The organism is Microbispora sp. NPDC049633, from assembly GCF_040675265.1.
Taxonomy (GTDB): domain Bacteria; phylum Actinomycetota; class Actinomycetes; order Streptosporangiales; family Streptosporangiaceae; genus Microbispora; species Microbispora maris.
This window is the reverse complement of record NZ_JBFAOO010000100.1, coordinates 13949-27050: the sequence shown is the minus strand read 5'-3', so window position 1 is coordinate 27050 and position 13102 is coordinate 13949. Positions and strand designations below refer to the sequence as shown.

Genomic DNA, 13102 nt, shown 5'->3' with positions numbered 1-13102 from the left:
CCAGCGTGGCGACCCGCTCCCGCAGCGCCTGCGGCGACGCGGCGTCGGCCAGCAGCAGCTCGGCGTCCTGCAGCGAGGAGGCCAGGCTCCTGGTGCGGGCGGGCAGCACCCGCCGCCGCGGCCCGCTCTTCTCCAGCACGACGTGGGTGTTGATGCCGCCGAAGCCCATGGCCGTGACGCCGGCCCTGACCGGGACGTCATCCGGCCAGGGCTCCGCCTTGCGCAGCGCGCGCAGCGGGGCGTCCTCCCGCGCGAGGATCTGGTGCGGCTCGACGCAGCCGATGGCGGGCGGCAGGACCTGCTCGTGGACCGCCATCGCGGTCTTGATCAGTCCGGCCACCCCGGCCGCGGCCTTGGCGTGCCCGATCATCCCCTTGATCGAGGTGACGGCGGCGGGCGCCGCCGCCGGGGCCGCGTCGGTCCTGGCCTCCGACAGCGCGGTGAGCTCGGTGGCGTCGCCCACCGCGGTGCCGGTGCCGTGGCCCTCGAACAGGCCGACCGTCTCGATGCCGAACCCGGCCCGATCGTAGGCCCGGCTCAGCGCGAGCCGGTAGCCGCTCACCTCGGGCCTGGTCATGCCGCCCCGGCCGTCGGAGGAGACGCCCCAGCCCGCGATGACGGCGTAGATCCGGCGACCGGCCTCGACCGCATCGGACTCGCGCATCAGCACGACCATTCCGCAGCCCTCGCCCGGCCAGAAGCCGTTGGAGTGCTTGTCGTACAGGCGCATCTCGCCCTTGGCCAGCGCGCCGGTCTTCGCGAAGCCGATGATCTCGAAGGGGTCGATGGACAGGTCGACCCCGCCGGCGACGGCGACGTCCAGGTCGCCGTCGAGCAGCGCCTTGCACGCCGTCGTCACCGACAGCAGCGAGGAGGAGCAGGCGCCGTCCACGGTGTAGCCGCCGCCGTTGAGGTCGAAGTGGTTGCAGATGCGCCCGGCGATGGTGTTCGACAGGCCGCCCGCGAGGGTGTCCTCGTCGACCTCCGGGAACGGGCTCTTGTAGGTGGCCTCCAGGTCGGCGAGGAAGGCGGCCAGCCGTTCGTCGTCCCAGCCCTGGTCCTTCAGCGTCGCCGCGACCGTGCGGCGGACGTACGGCCAGCGCAGGCGCATGATGTTGGCGCGGGTGAACTCGCCGGTCAGGGTGTTGCCGACGACGACTCCGGTGCGCTCGCGCGGCAGCCCCTCCCCTTCGGGGAAGCCCGCGTCGGCCAGCGCACGGCCCGCCATGTCGAGGGCGAGCCAGTGCGTCAGGTCGGTCGAGCGGTAGGTGCTGCCGGCGATCCGGTAGCCGACCCGGTCGAACTCGTAGCCCTCGATGACGGCGGCGGTGCGGGCGTAGAACCGGTCGGGCACCGACGGATCGGGGTCCCAGTAGTCCTCCAGGCGCATCCGCTCGTCCGGGAGCCTGCGGAAGGCGCGCCGACCGGCCAGCGCGTTCTCCCACAGCTCCCGCGGTGAGGCGGCGTCGGGATATCGGCAGGCCATGCCGACGATGGCGATCCTGGTCGTGCTCATACGGACGCCGCCTCTTTACCGTTGACCGAGACGGGGCCGGTCACGATGACCGGCGCCGGCGTGTGGGCCGAGATGGCCGGTCCGGGGGCCGGAGCCGGGGCCTGCGCCTGCTGGCGGGCCTTGTTCACGAAGTGCAGCGCCCAGAAGAAGCCGCCCCGGATCGCGCAGACGCCGGCGGTGGCGAAGAACAGCGCGTACGAGATGTGGACGGCGGTGAGCAGGCCGTACAGCAGGGCGACGCCGGCGCCGAAGGCGATCTGCGAGCCGGGCTTCGACGGCGTCGTGCCCGGGTCGGTGATCATGTAGTTGGTGAACAGGATGAAGGCGACGCCGGTCATCATGGCGAGCGCGGCGGGGATCGAGGTGCCGAAGAAGACGCCGCGCAGGATCGCCTGCAGGGCGAACGCGCCGACCCAGCCGGCGATCAGCGGCATGCGGCCGGTGAGCTTGCCGTTCAGCATCGTGCCGCCGATGATGATGATCCCGGGCACCAGCCAGTCGATCCAGGTGTCGACGTTCTCGGTGAAGTGGTACGGCGGGGCGATGCTGGCCCAGGGGAACAGCAGCAGGATGACGGCGATGCCGAAGTTCGACGGGTTCATGTAGTGGCGCAGGCGGCCCTTCACAGGGGCCCGCAGGACCCACTTGGCGCCGACGGCGACCACGACCCCGAAGACGAGCACCAGGACCTGGTCGTTGACGTAGGTCAGCATGTTCATGGCCAGGCTGGTGATGTGCGCCGGGTAGAGGAACTCGATCAGCCCGCGCAGGCCGTTGCCCTTGTAGCGCGGGGGCCGGCCCTCGGCGCGCGAGCCGATCCGCTCCAGGACGATCTCGGTGGTGTATCCGGTGGCGAGGGCGATGAAGGGCCACAGCCAGGGCTGCTCGAAGCCGAGAATCGTGTAGCCGACGATGTTGAAGACCGAAATCGAGATCGCGAAGTTGCGCAGCGCGATGACCACCTTGGGGTCGTGGCGCGGCCCCGCGACGGGCGTGTTCTCAGCCATGTCCGATCACTTCTCCTTGGCCTGCCGGCCGAGCTCGATCGAGTGCCAGCCCGGGGTGAGCTGGAGATCCTGTTCGCGCACCTGTCCGGTGCGGTCGCGCCACTGCAGGCGCACCTTCACGGGCCCCGTGATGTTCTGACCGAGGCCGATGTGCACATCCGTGGTGCGGCGGCCCGAGTGACCGCTGCTGCCGTCGACCCGGCCGATGTAGGTCCGGCCGTCGGGCGTCATGACGCAGACCTGCGCGCCGGTCACCGGCGAGCCTGCCGCGGGCAGGGCGCCGTCGGCGGGCTTGTCGTCGCGGGTCAGGCGCAGCCCGAGGAACGCGCCCTGCGACGGGCTCTGGTTGTGGTAGAAGATCGGCGCGTCCCACTGGCGGGCGACGGCGAAGTCCAGGCGGCCGTCGCCGTCGGCGTCGCCGGTGGCGATGCCGCGGGTCGGCACCGGCACGGCGAGACCGAGCTGCGGGGCGAGGTCGATGTAGCGGCCCTCGGGACCCTTGGCGAAGAAGTGCAGCGTCTGGTTGCCCGCGATGTCGTCCCCGGCGCGGGCGTTCGGCCACCAGGTCGGGTTCTGCAGCATCTGGTCGTTGGCCGTGGCCAGCTCCTGGAGCTGCGGCCAGCGGTCGGTCTGACCCTTGATGAAGCCGGTCGCCTGGGCGATGGCCGGCTCACCGCTGTTGTTGAAGTCCTCGATCTTGACGTCCCAGCCCCAGCCGGACCAGGCGGTCTGCGCCGGCGCGCTCTCGTCGCGGTACGGCGCCACGCCCTCGCGGAACTTCTCCCGCAGCTCGGCCTGGTTCTTCACGTCGGCGACGAACTGGAAGTTGCTCTCCTCGATGCCCCAGGAGGTGGTGATGTTGCTGACGAACATGTCGTAGATGCCGTCGTGGTTCAGGTCGCCGAAGTCGACGCCCATGCCCTTGAAGGAGTCGTGGCCCACGCTCTTCGACTTGGGGATGAAGGGCGTGCGGACGCCCTCGACCAGGGAGAACTTGAAGTGCCCCGGGGTGGAGCGGTTGTACAGCATCCGGTCGGGACCGAAGTCGTTGGCCAGGTACAGCTCGGGCAGCAGGTCGCCGTCGAGGTCGTTGGCGGCCGCGCCGAGCTCCCAGCCCTTCGACACCTCCTCGGGCAGCACGTCGTCGAGCTTCTGGTAGGTCGCCGCCGGCTTGTCGCCGCTCTTGGCGCCGCTCCAGCGGAAGAAGTAGTTCTCGCCACCGTTGTGGCCGTTCGACATGGAGTGGTTCATGTGCACGCCGCCGGAGACGGTGGGGTCGAGCACCGGCCCGTCGGCGAAGTAGTTGCCGATGAAGATGTCGTCGTGCCCGTCGCCGTCGAAGTCGGCCACGGTCGCGGCGTTGGTGTTCCACTGCGGGCCGGTGTACCGGCCGTTGGTGGCGTTCACGCCCGGCACCAGCTCGACCGGCTTGTACGTCGCGGCCGACAGCCCCTTCGCGCCCGTCTTGGCGAGGTACAGGATGGGCGTGCGGCCCCACATGTAGACGAGCAGGTCGAGCCGCCCGTCCTCGTTGTAGTCGCCGGGGACGCAGCCCATCGGCGCCATGTGGTCGTTGACCGGCAGCGGGGCCGGGTTCAGCGCGAACGGGGCGTACCGCTCCGACTTGGCGCCCGGCGTCGGCGTGATCACGACCTGGTCGATGCGGGTGTCGACGAGGCACAGGTCGTTGGACAGCCCGTCGCCGTCGAGGTCGTTCATCGCGATCGCCGCCCCGACCGAGGAGATCCAGGCGTCGATGTGCGTGTAGTCCTTGTTGACCTTGCGGATCGACTGCTGGTCGTAGCCGCTCGGCAGGGCGATGGACAGCGGCGTGAAGGAGTACTTGCTCGCCGTCTCCGCCGTCTGCGCGGCGGAGTACGAGGGCAGTCGGGCGATCAGGAAGGCGGTCGCGATCAGCACGAGCGCCACGATCCCCGCCGTCTGCCTGCGCAGCCAGCCAAGTGTCGCGGTCACTGGGTAACACCTCCAAGGGAGACGAATTCGTTGGCGATGCACTGACGCCAGAGCTCGTAGGCGGGCGGGTCGCCGTCCCGCAGCGGCTGCGGCGGCCGGACCAGCTGGGTGATCTGGGCCGCCCGCTCCTCGGGCAGGCCGCAGAAGATCTCGGTGGCCAGGCGCGTGTGCGGCACGACCAGGCCGGCGCGGACCCGGGCCTCGGCGGCGAACGCGGAGCCCTGCGCGAGCTGCGGGCGGTGCTCGCCGGCCCGCTCCCGCAGCGTCAGCAGCTCCTCCTCGGCCGCGCCGCCGGCGTAGGTGGCGGCCAGCCCGGCGCCCGCGTACATGTCGGCGCGCCGCGACGGGTCGAACCGGTCGATCAGGTCCGCGCACCGCTCCGCGTCGGTGCCGGCGACGAACCAGATGGCCCGGCCGATGCCCTGGTCGATGGCCCGGTTGGCGTACGGCCGCGTGGCGTCGGCGGGCCAGGGGAAGGCCGCGTCGCGGTACTGCCCGTGGACGTACTTGTCCGTGCGGAAGTAGGCCTGGTGGAAGCCGTAGCCGTCCAACGCGAGCCAGCGCAGTTGCGGGTCGAGCGATTCGGGCCTCGGCCACAGGAACCTCGGCAGCCGGGCCATCGCCCAGCCGATGCCGACGTAGATCATGTAGTTGTGCCGTCCGCCGCGGCCGGCGAGGAACTCCTCGACCCGCCCGCCGCCGAACGGGGTGGCGTCGAGGATGGCGAAGGCCATTCCCGCGCCCTCGTAGGCGAAGCCGCGGAACCGGGTCGGCACCTGCTCCAGGCGCTCCTCCGCCTCCGCGACCGTGCACGCCTCCATCGCGTAGCCGTAGCCCTTGAGGAAGGTCTCACCGACGGTCTCGAGCAGGTCCCGGGACTCCGGGCTCTTCACGTGGAAACCTCGGGTGGCGAGCTTCGTCTCCGAGATGTCCGGTGTCATGATTCGGCGTCTCAGTGAACGCAGGAAACTCGTCAATTGCCTCTCCGCCCTCCATAAAATCCCGCACATATGGCTGATTCTGGCGCTATTTACGCATATTCCGCCGGGCCCGAACCACTTCAAAAGTGCCCATTTGCCGCTATTTCCGGGCATGGCGAAAGAAATCGCGGTGAAATTAATTCGACGCGACGGGGAGAACAGGTCGGCGGGGTCAGGCCACCAGGCGCGCGGCGAAGTGCTCGCGGACCCGGCCCCGCCACAGCTCGTACGCCGGAACGGACGCGGACGGGCCCGGCGCGACCTCGCTGTCGTCGGCCAGCGCGACCGCGTCCCGCACGGACAGGCCCGCGAGGGCGGCGGTGGCGACCTCGGTGTGCGCCGGCACGAACCCGGCGTAGCTGCGCGCCTTCGCGGCGAACACCACGCCCTGCGCCACCTCGGGCGCGTGCTCTCCGGCCTCGCGGCGCAGCACGGCCAGCGTGTCGGCGTCGCAGCCCCCGGCGAACGTCGCGGCCAGGCCGACGCCGCTCCACAGGTCCGCCTGCCGGTGGCTCGCGAAGCGCCGCACGGCGGTGGCGACGTCCCCCACCCGCGCGCCGTGGATGAACCACAGCGCCCGGCCGATGCCCTGGTCGACGGCGCGCGGGAAGTAGTCCGGCGAGCCCTCCCAGGGGTAGGGCGACGGGATCCGCTGCTCGTCCACCCAGCGCCGGGTGTCGAAGTAGGCGCGGTCGAAGCCGTAGCCGTCCACCGCCAGCCAGCTCATGGTCGGGTAGTACGGCGATCCGCCGAGGTCGGGCATCACCTTCCGCCACAGCACCCGGGGCAGCCGGGCCATGGCGAATCCGATGCCGATGTAGGTGAGGAAGATGTGCGGCTGCCCGGGCCCGAGCAGCAGGTCGCGGGTGCGGTGGCCCCGCCCGCCGCCCATGGCGTCGAGCACCGTGAACGCCATCGTCGCGCCCTCGTAGGCGAAGCCGCGCAGCTCGGGCTCGATCATGCTCAGCCTGCGCTCGACCTCCCACTGGTCGCGGGCGTCGATCCCCCACTCGAAACCGCAGACGACCGCCTGGGGGATCGTCTCCAGCCGCCGGGTGACCTCGGACGGGGAGCCCGGGAATCCCCGCGCGGCGAAGGTCACATCGAGCAGGGACGGGGCCAGCACCAGCCTGCGGAGCGAACCGGACAACGTCGACATGGCACACCTCTCACTCGTGGTCCCCGGACGGGCCCAGAACGCCGCCGGCACCGCGCCGCGAAGCCGCAATTCGTCGTCCCGCGATTTCCCCGGTCGGCCTCGACGGCACTTTCCTCAGGATGCGTCCGCGGGTCCTTTACGGCTTTTCGTAAAATGCGCGATCGGTGCCCGTGGCGGGCGGTTCCTCAGGCGATCCAGTGCCAGCGCACATTGGGAGAAGACCACGCGCCCCGGGCGACCGGCCGGGGGCCGGGGGCGAGCCAGGCGAAGGCGGCCCAGGCCGAGGCCCACGGCGACACCGGCGCCGAGGGCGGTTCGGGCGCGGCCTCGGCGGACCCGGCCCGCGCGGCGACGGCGGCCACGACCGCGACGACCGCCGCGAGTTCCTCGGGCGTCGGGTCGCCGCGTACGACGATCAGATCGGTGCTGTCCTCCATGTGCGCCTCCCGCCTCGACGGTCACACCGCGCGACGCGGGCGGGCAACTCTCCGGTTGCCCAGGGGATCCCGGTGTGGTGCCGCCGTGTCAGACCCCCGCCTGCTCGCCGAACTCCAGCACGAGCGGCAGGTCGGAGCGCCGGGTGATGCCGAGCTTGCGGTAGGTGCGGGTCAGGTGCTGCTCCACCGTGCTGACCGTGACGAAGAGCTTGGCCGCGATCTCCCGGTTGGTGCAGCCGGCCGCGGCCAGGGACGCGACCCGGCGTTCGGCGTCGCTCAGCTCGCCGAGCGGCACGGCCGGCGGACGGACCGCCGTCGCCGTCGCCCCGTGCTCCGGCCCGCCGCCGGACCCGGCCCGCGATCCGGTGCGCGACGACCCGTGCGGGCCGCTGTGCGACTGCTGCTGCGCCGGGCGCAGGGACGAGGCCGGCGGCTCGACGCCGCACTCCGCGGCGACGGCCTGCGCCCAGGTGGCGATCGTCCGCGCCCGGCGGTACTCCCCGAGCGCGTCGTAGGTCTCCACGAGGTCGGCCAGCGCGCGGGCCAGTTCGTACCTGTCGCCCGCGGCCTGCAGGCACCCGGTCGCCTGCCGCAGCAGCGCCGGACGGTCGCCCGGGTCGAGGGTTGCGGCCAGCAGCCGCAGGGCGACGCCCCTGCCCCGGGGGTCGTCGGGCACGTCCCCGTCCAGCTGGCCCCGGACCAGCTCGCGCGCCTCCTCCACCCGTCCCAGGTGCAGGCACGCCTCGGCGGCGTCGGCCCGCCAGGGGATCAGGCCGGGGGTGTCGAGGTTCCACTCCGTCATCAGGTCGCCGCAGCGCCGGAAGTCGGCCAGCGCCAGGGCGGGGTAGCCGGTCGCGAGGCTGTGACGGCCCCTGGCGTGCAGGTAGTGCAGCCCGTAGCGGGTCTGGAACATGACCTCGGGAACCGGCGCGTCCAGGTGCTCGCGCACCTCGTCGTACCTGCCCATGGTGGTGAGGGCGAGGATGAGGCTGCCGAGCGGGCCGCCGACCGCGACGCCCCAGCCGCTCATCGGGATGATCTGCAGCGCGGCGCGCGCGTGGCGCTCCGCGGCCGGCATGTCCCCCTGGCGGATCGCGATCTCCGCCCGGATCGCCGCGAGCCTGGCGCGCCTGCTGGGCGCCTGCCGCGCCGACGCCTCGGCGGCGAACATGTCGCACAGCGGGGCCGCCCGCTCCGCCCTTCCGGCGTAGGTCAGCGTCAGCAGCGAGTTCTCGACCGTGTCGAGCGACATCTCGTCGAGCCGGGAGTCCTCCAGGATGCGCTCGACGGCGTCGACGTACTCCTCGCGCGGCCCCCGGGTCAGCACCTCCGCGAGCGCGAGCGCCGACTCCAGCCGCCGGCTGACCGACACCGAGACGATGCCGCCCGGCCCCTCCTCCTTCGTCATCTGCCCCAGCGCGGTGAGGAAGGGGGGATGGGCCGCGCGCAGGCAGAGCCGGGCCACGACGAGCTCGGCGCGCGTCTCCTGGTCGGCCGTCCCGCCCGATTCGAGCACCTGCTCCAGCACGTCGCGCGCGTCGTCCACGCGGCCGTGCCAGAGCAGCGCCCGCACCAGCACGACGGCGTCGCCGCCCCGCAGGCTGCCCCGGTGCACGGCCTCGGCGAGCTCGGCGAGGCGGCTCGCGGGCGCGGCCGGGTTGATGCGCCACTCGGCCCGCACGAGCATCGTCATGATCTTCGCCCGCTGCGTGTCGTCCGCGCACGCGCGCCAGGCCAGCCGCAGGTATCCGACCGCGCTGTCGACCTGGCCGGCCCGCAGCGCGCTCCTGGCCGCCTCCTCCAGGATCTCGATGCCCCAGGGGGCGTCCACCCGCCCCGCCTCCAGCAGGTGCCGGGCGACCACGGCCGGGGAGGCGCCGACGCCGTACGACAACTCGGCCGCCCGGCGGTGCAGCTCCGCCCGCTCCCCCGCGTCCATCGCCCCCAGGATCGCCTGCCGGGCGGCCTCGTGGCGGAACGTGCCGAGCGCGGTCAGGCCGGCGGCGCCGAGGGCGTGCAGGTCCTTGTTCACCTCGGCCGCCGGCACGCCCAGCAGGAGGTCGAGGGAGCGGGGCTCGCCGAGGACCGCGAGCCCGCGGGCGGCCCGCGCCACCCGCGCCTCGCCGCGGCTCAGGCACGACAGCACGGTCTGGCCGTACTGCTCGCCGACGACCACCCCCGCCGGGGGCTCCGGCGCCGTACGGGCGGACTCCTCGTAGTCGTCGGCCAGCGCGGTGACCAGGAGGGGGTTGCCGCCGCTGTGCGCGTACATCTCGTCGGCGAGCCGCTCGGCGGCCTCGCCGCCGAGTCGCGCGGCGAGCATCGCGGCCACTCCCGCCCGCGACAGCCGGGTCAGCCTGACCCGGCGGCAGTGCGGCTGGCGCAGCAGTTCGGTCTGGAAGTAGGAGTCGGTGTGCCACGCCTGGTCGGCGTGCCCGAAGATGGCCACGATCTGGGCGAGCCGCACCCGGCGGGCGAGGTAGGCCAGGCAGAGCAGCGACTCGCGGTCGGCGTGGTGGACGTCGTCGACGACGAGCACCAGGGGACACCGCTCGGACAGGTCGAGCAGGACGCCGCAGAGCGCGTGGACGAGCTGGGCGTCCACCGGCCGGCGCTCGTCCACGCCCGCACCCGCCCGCGCGCCCTCCTCGATCAGAGACAGCGCGCGCTCCCGCTCCTGCGGGACCAGCGGCGCGTCCTCGACGAGCTGGCGCAGCACGCCCAGCGGAACGTCCCGCTCCAGGGGCGAGCCCGTCGCGGTGACGGCCAGCGCGCCCAGCTCGATGGCCTGCTCCGCGAACGTGTGCAGCAGTGTGCTCTTGCCCGTCGCCACCGCGCCGCCCACCAGGGCGACCCTGCCCCTGCCCATGACGGCGCTGGCGAGGAGCGCCTCGAGGAGCGCGAGTTCCTGTTCCCGTTCGACCATGGCCATCGCCGTGTCGCCGCCCTTCACGTGGTCACCTGCCGGCCGTCACCCGCCGGGTACGCCCGGCGCCCTGGCGTCCGTGCCGCCCGTTCCCCTCTGTTGCCCCCCGGCTACCGCCCCTACCGCTGCTCTGGCCGTCGCTCTGGCCGTCACCCGTGGCCGGAACCCGGTCGCGGGCGGCCCGGGCGAGGGCGGAGCGCACCGCGGCCAGCGCGGCCCGCTCGACGTCCCGCTCGATCCCGGCCCCCCAGTGGCAGACGCCGCCCGTGCGGTACTCGGCGTAGACCGCCGCGTCGTCCCGCCCCGCCGCGCCCGCGCCGGCCGCCGTGCGGGTGTGGTGGACGACCCGCACCCGCAGGCCCCGGCGCGCGAGCTCCGCGCGGACCGCCTGGACCGTGTCCGTCCTGGCCGGGCCGGTGCGGAACCAGCCGGCGTCGATGTGCAGGGTGACCGTCCCCGTGACCTCGATGGACGGCGGGACCGGCAGGGCGGAGTCCACGACGTACTCCCGCACGAAGACCTCGAGCACCCGCTCCGGCGCGATCTCCCCGCCCTCGGCGTCCGTCAGCGCCTGCATCCTGCCGGCGAAGTCCGCCTGCAGGTCGCGCGGCAGGGTGAGGCCGTGCCGGGCGCTCATCACGTAGGCCAGGCCGCCCTTGCCCGACTGGCTGTTGATCCGCACCACCGCCTCGTACGTCCGGCCGACGTCCTGCGGGTCAAGCGGCAGGTACGGCACCCGCCACGGCAGATGCGCGGCGTCGTCCCCGGTGCGGACGGCCTCCCTTTCCACGGCGTCCAGACCCTTCTTGATGGCGTCCTGGTGGGAGCCGGAGAAGGCGGTGTAGACGAGGTCGCCGCCGTACGGGTGCCGGGGATGGACCGGCACCCCCGTGCAGTGCTCCACCGTACGGCGGACTCGGTCGAGGTCGGAGAAGTCGACGCCGGGGTCCACGCCCTGCGTGGAGAGGTTGAGCCCGAGGGTGACCAGGCACACGTTGCCCGCCCGCTCCCCGTTGCCGAACAGGCAGCCCTCGACGCGGTCGGCGCCCGCCATCACGGCCAGCTCCGCGGTGGCGACGCCGGTCCCCCGGTCGTTGTGCGGATGGACGGACAGGCACACGTGCTCGCGCCGCGACAGGTTGCGGTGCATCCACTCGATCTGATCGGCGAAGACGTTGGGCGTCGCGCGCTCGACCGTGGTGGGGAAGTTCAGGACGGTCTCGCGGCCGGCCTCCGGCTGCCACACGTCCATGACGGCCTCGCAGACCTCCAGCGCGAAGTCCGGCTCGGTGTCGGCGAAGTGCTCGGGCGAGAACTGGTAGCCGAGGTCGCAGCCGTCCAGCGTCCGCTCGGCGTACTTCATCACCAGCCGGGTCCCCTGGACGGCGAGGTCCTTGCACTCGTCGCGGTTCATGCCGAACACCAGGCCGCGGAACAGCGGCGAGGTCGCGGCGTAGAGGTGGACGGTGGCGCGCGGCGCGCCCTCCAGGCTCGCCACCGTGCGCTCGATCAGCTCGTCCCTGGCCTGCGTCAGAACGGAGATCCGGACGTCGTCGGGGATCAGGTCGCGCTCGACGAGCATCCGGACGAAGTCGTAGTCGTCCTTGCTGGCCGCCGGGAAGCCGACCTCGATCTCCTTGTAGCCCATGTTCACCAGGAGGTCGAACATGATCAGCTTCCGGGCCGGCGTCATCGGCTCGGCCAGCGACTGGTTGCCGTCGCGCAGGTCGGTCGACAGCCAGCGCGGTGCCGAGCCGATGGTCGCGTCGGGCCAGGCGCGGCCCGCGAGGGGAACCCGCGGAGAACCGCTGTAGCGTCCGAGATTCACGGTCGGCTCCTTAGGTGAGCGATCCGAAATAGGCGGAGTAGGAGTACGGCGAGAGCAGCACCTGCAATTGGTAGGAGTCGGTCTCGTCCTGCATGCGGAACGTGATCGAGATCTCGGGATAGGCGGCGGTGAGCCCCAGGCCGACGAAGTAGGAGTCACTCTCGAAGACGATGCGGTGCAGCCCGCGATCGAATCTGCGCCCGCGCCACTCCCCCACCCGGCCCTCGTGGTCGGTCTCCGCCTTGACATCGGCAGACCAGATGCCGTTGTCGATACGCTCGAGCCGCACGCGGATACCGGCGGCCGGCCGGCCGTAGAGGCCGTCCAGCGCCTGCAGAGCAATCCCCATCTCATCGCCACACAATCCCGGGCCTCTGACGACCCGGCTCAACGCTCTCGTCTTCCGACCTTGTGGCCCGGGCTTCGCCGCCTGCGTGCGGGTGCCGCCCGGGATGCTGTCACAGTGGCGCACCCCGTTATCGGCCCGGCATCGCCCCGCTATCGCCCAGGCATCGGCCGGCGATGGCCCGCCACGGCCGGGACGCGGCCGGGACGCGGCCGGCCGCCGGGCCGCACCCCGCGGCAGGCGGCGCAAGACCCCGCGCTCCGCCGTCCGCTCCCCCTTCGACCTGCGGTGATGGCACCCCGGAAGCGCGGCGATAAGGCCCCGATGGCGGGGGGTGTGAGCGTCGGTGCCGTAAGCGATCGGCGTACGGAACGCCGCGAACAGGGTGGAGGTAACCAAGTGGCCGCCAGCAGCAGCATCGTCAAGCGATTCGCCGTCTCCCTTTTCATCGCCCTCACGGCAGCGGCGTCGGCGGGCGCGATGGTCTCGGTGGCGTCGGCTTCCCACGCTCACGCCCGCACCGCCCGCACCGTCGTCGACGACAGCGCCAGGCCGCACAGCCCCGCGGGCATCCCGTCGCCGAGCCCCACCAACACCCACGTGAACCCCTGGGACTGACCCGCCGCCCGAGCGGCCGGAGACCTCGCGTCTCCGGCCGCTCGCGCTTTTCCCGGGCATTGTCCGGCCGCCCGCGTCGCTTTTCTGACTTAGCGACTTTCAACAGGTAAGGCGTCCTAGCAGATGCGCACGTGGACCGGAGTTCACCTGCCGGACCGCGCATTCGCCTAGCCACCGGCCGCCTTGCGCTGTACGATCCCTGACAACAATGTCAATATCGGACGCGCGGGCGACTACATGCCAGAGCAGGCGGTGATCGCACCTGACACCGTTTCCCCCGGTGATCACGGCTCCATCGCAAACATTCCGTA

10 protein-coding genes are annotated in these 13102 nt (G+C 72.4%); 1 reads left to right on the top strand and 9 read right to left on the bottom strand.

Annotated elements, in window-relative coordinates:
• From AB0J39_RS24130 to AB0J39_RS24090, 9 genes are all read right to left on the bottom strand, one after another.
• A partial coding sequence (locus tag AB0J39_RS24130; RefSeq protein ID WP_363468415.1) for a beta-ketoacyl synthase N-terminal-like domain-containing protein occupies nucleotides 1-1516 on the bottom strand: 1516 nt, incomplete at its 3' end.
• Entirely contained in the window at nucleotides 1513-2523 is a 1011-nt protein-coding gene (locus AB0J39_RS24125; RefSeq protein ID WP_363468413.1) for an enediyne biosynthesis protein, read from the bottom strand. The genes AB0J39_RS24130 and AB0J39_RS24125, both read right to left, overlap by 4 nt.
• Before the next feature lie 6 nt (nucleotides 2524-2529).
• Nucleotides 2530-4497: a CRTAC1 family protein gene (locus AB0J39_RS24120; protein ID WP_363468411.1), complete on the bottom strand. Its 1968-nt coding sequence runs from the start codon at nucleotides 4495-4497 to the stop codon at nucleotides 2530-2532.
• A complete protein-coding gene (locus AB0J39_RS24115) occupies nucleotides 4494-5507 on the bottom strand; it encodes a DUF1702 family protein (protein ID WP_363468409.1) in 1014 nt (337 codons plus the stop codon). Before AB0J39_RS24115 ends, AB0J39_RS24120 begins: the two co-directional genes overlap by 4 nt.
• Before the next feature lie 142 nt (nucleotides 5508-5649).
• Nucleotides 5650-6636: a DUF1702 family protein gene (locus tag AB0J39_RS24110; protein ID WP_363468407.1), complete on the bottom strand. Its 987-nt coding sequence runs from the start codon at nucleotides 6634-6636 to the stop codon at nucleotides 5650-5652.
• A 185-nt stretch (nucleotides 6637-6821) separates the two neighbouring features.
• Nucleotides 6822-7073, bottom strand: a complete 252-nt coding sequence (locus tag AB0J39_RS24105; protein WP_363468405.1) for an acyl-CoA carboxylase epsilon subunit — start codon at nucleotides 7071-7073, stop codon at nucleotides 6822-6824.
• Between the two features lie 88 nt (nucleotides 7074-7161).
• Nucleotides 7162-10026, bottom strand: coding sequence for an AAA family ATPase (locus AB0J39_RS24100; RefSeq protein ID WP_363468404.1), 2865 nt, complete (start codon nucleotides 10024-10026; stop codon nucleotides 7162-7164).
• A gap of 4 nt (nucleotides 10027-10030) precedes the next feature.
• Nucleotides 10031-11827, bottom strand: a complete 1797-nt coding sequence (locus AB0J39_RS24095) for a 2-isopropylmalate synthase (protein ID WP_363468402.1) — start codon at nucleotides 11825-11827, stop codon at nucleotides 10031-10033.
• 10 nt (nucleotides 11828-11837) lie between these two features.
• A complete protein-coding gene (locus AB0J39_RS24090) occupies nucleotides 11838-12176 on the bottom strand; it encodes a hydroxyisourate hydrolase (protein ID WP_363468400.1) in 339 nt (112 codons plus the stop codon).
• Between the two features lie 396 nt (nucleotides 12177-12572).
• On the opposite strand from AB0J39_RS24090, the gene AB0J39_RS24085 reads away from it, so the two are divergent.
• Nucleotides 12573-12791: a hypothetical protein gene (locus AB0J39_RS24085; RefSeq protein WP_363468399.1), complete on the top strand. Its 219-nt coding sequence runs from the start codon at nucleotides 12573-12575 to the stop codon at nucleotides 12789-12791.
• Nucleotides 12792-13102 lie beyond the last annotated feature (311 nt).

Excerpts from the sequence above, each read along its gene's own strand:
- AB0J39_RS24105 (WP_363468405.1), bottom strand. The coding sequence starts at position 7,073 with ATGGAGGACAGCACCGATCTGATCGTCGTACGCGGCGACCCGACGCCC.
- AB0J39_RS24115 (WP_363468409.1), bottom strand. The coding sequence starts at position 5,507 with ATGTGCGGGATTTTATGGAGGGCGGAGAGGCAATTGACGAGTTTCCTG.
- AB0J39_RS24125 (WP_363468413.1), bottom strand. The coding sequence starts at position 2,523 with ATGGCTGAGAACACGCCCGTCGCGGGGCCGCGCCACGACCCCAAGGTG.
- AB0J39_RS24110 (WP_363468407.1), bottom strand. The coding sequence starts at position 6,636 with ATGTCGACGTTGTCCGGTTCGCTCCGCAGGCTGGTGCTGGCCCCGTCC.
- AB0J39_RS24090 (WP_363468400.1), bottom strand. The coding sequence starts at position 12,176 with ATGGGGATTGCTCTGCAGGCGCTGGACGGCCTCTACGGCCGGCCGGCC.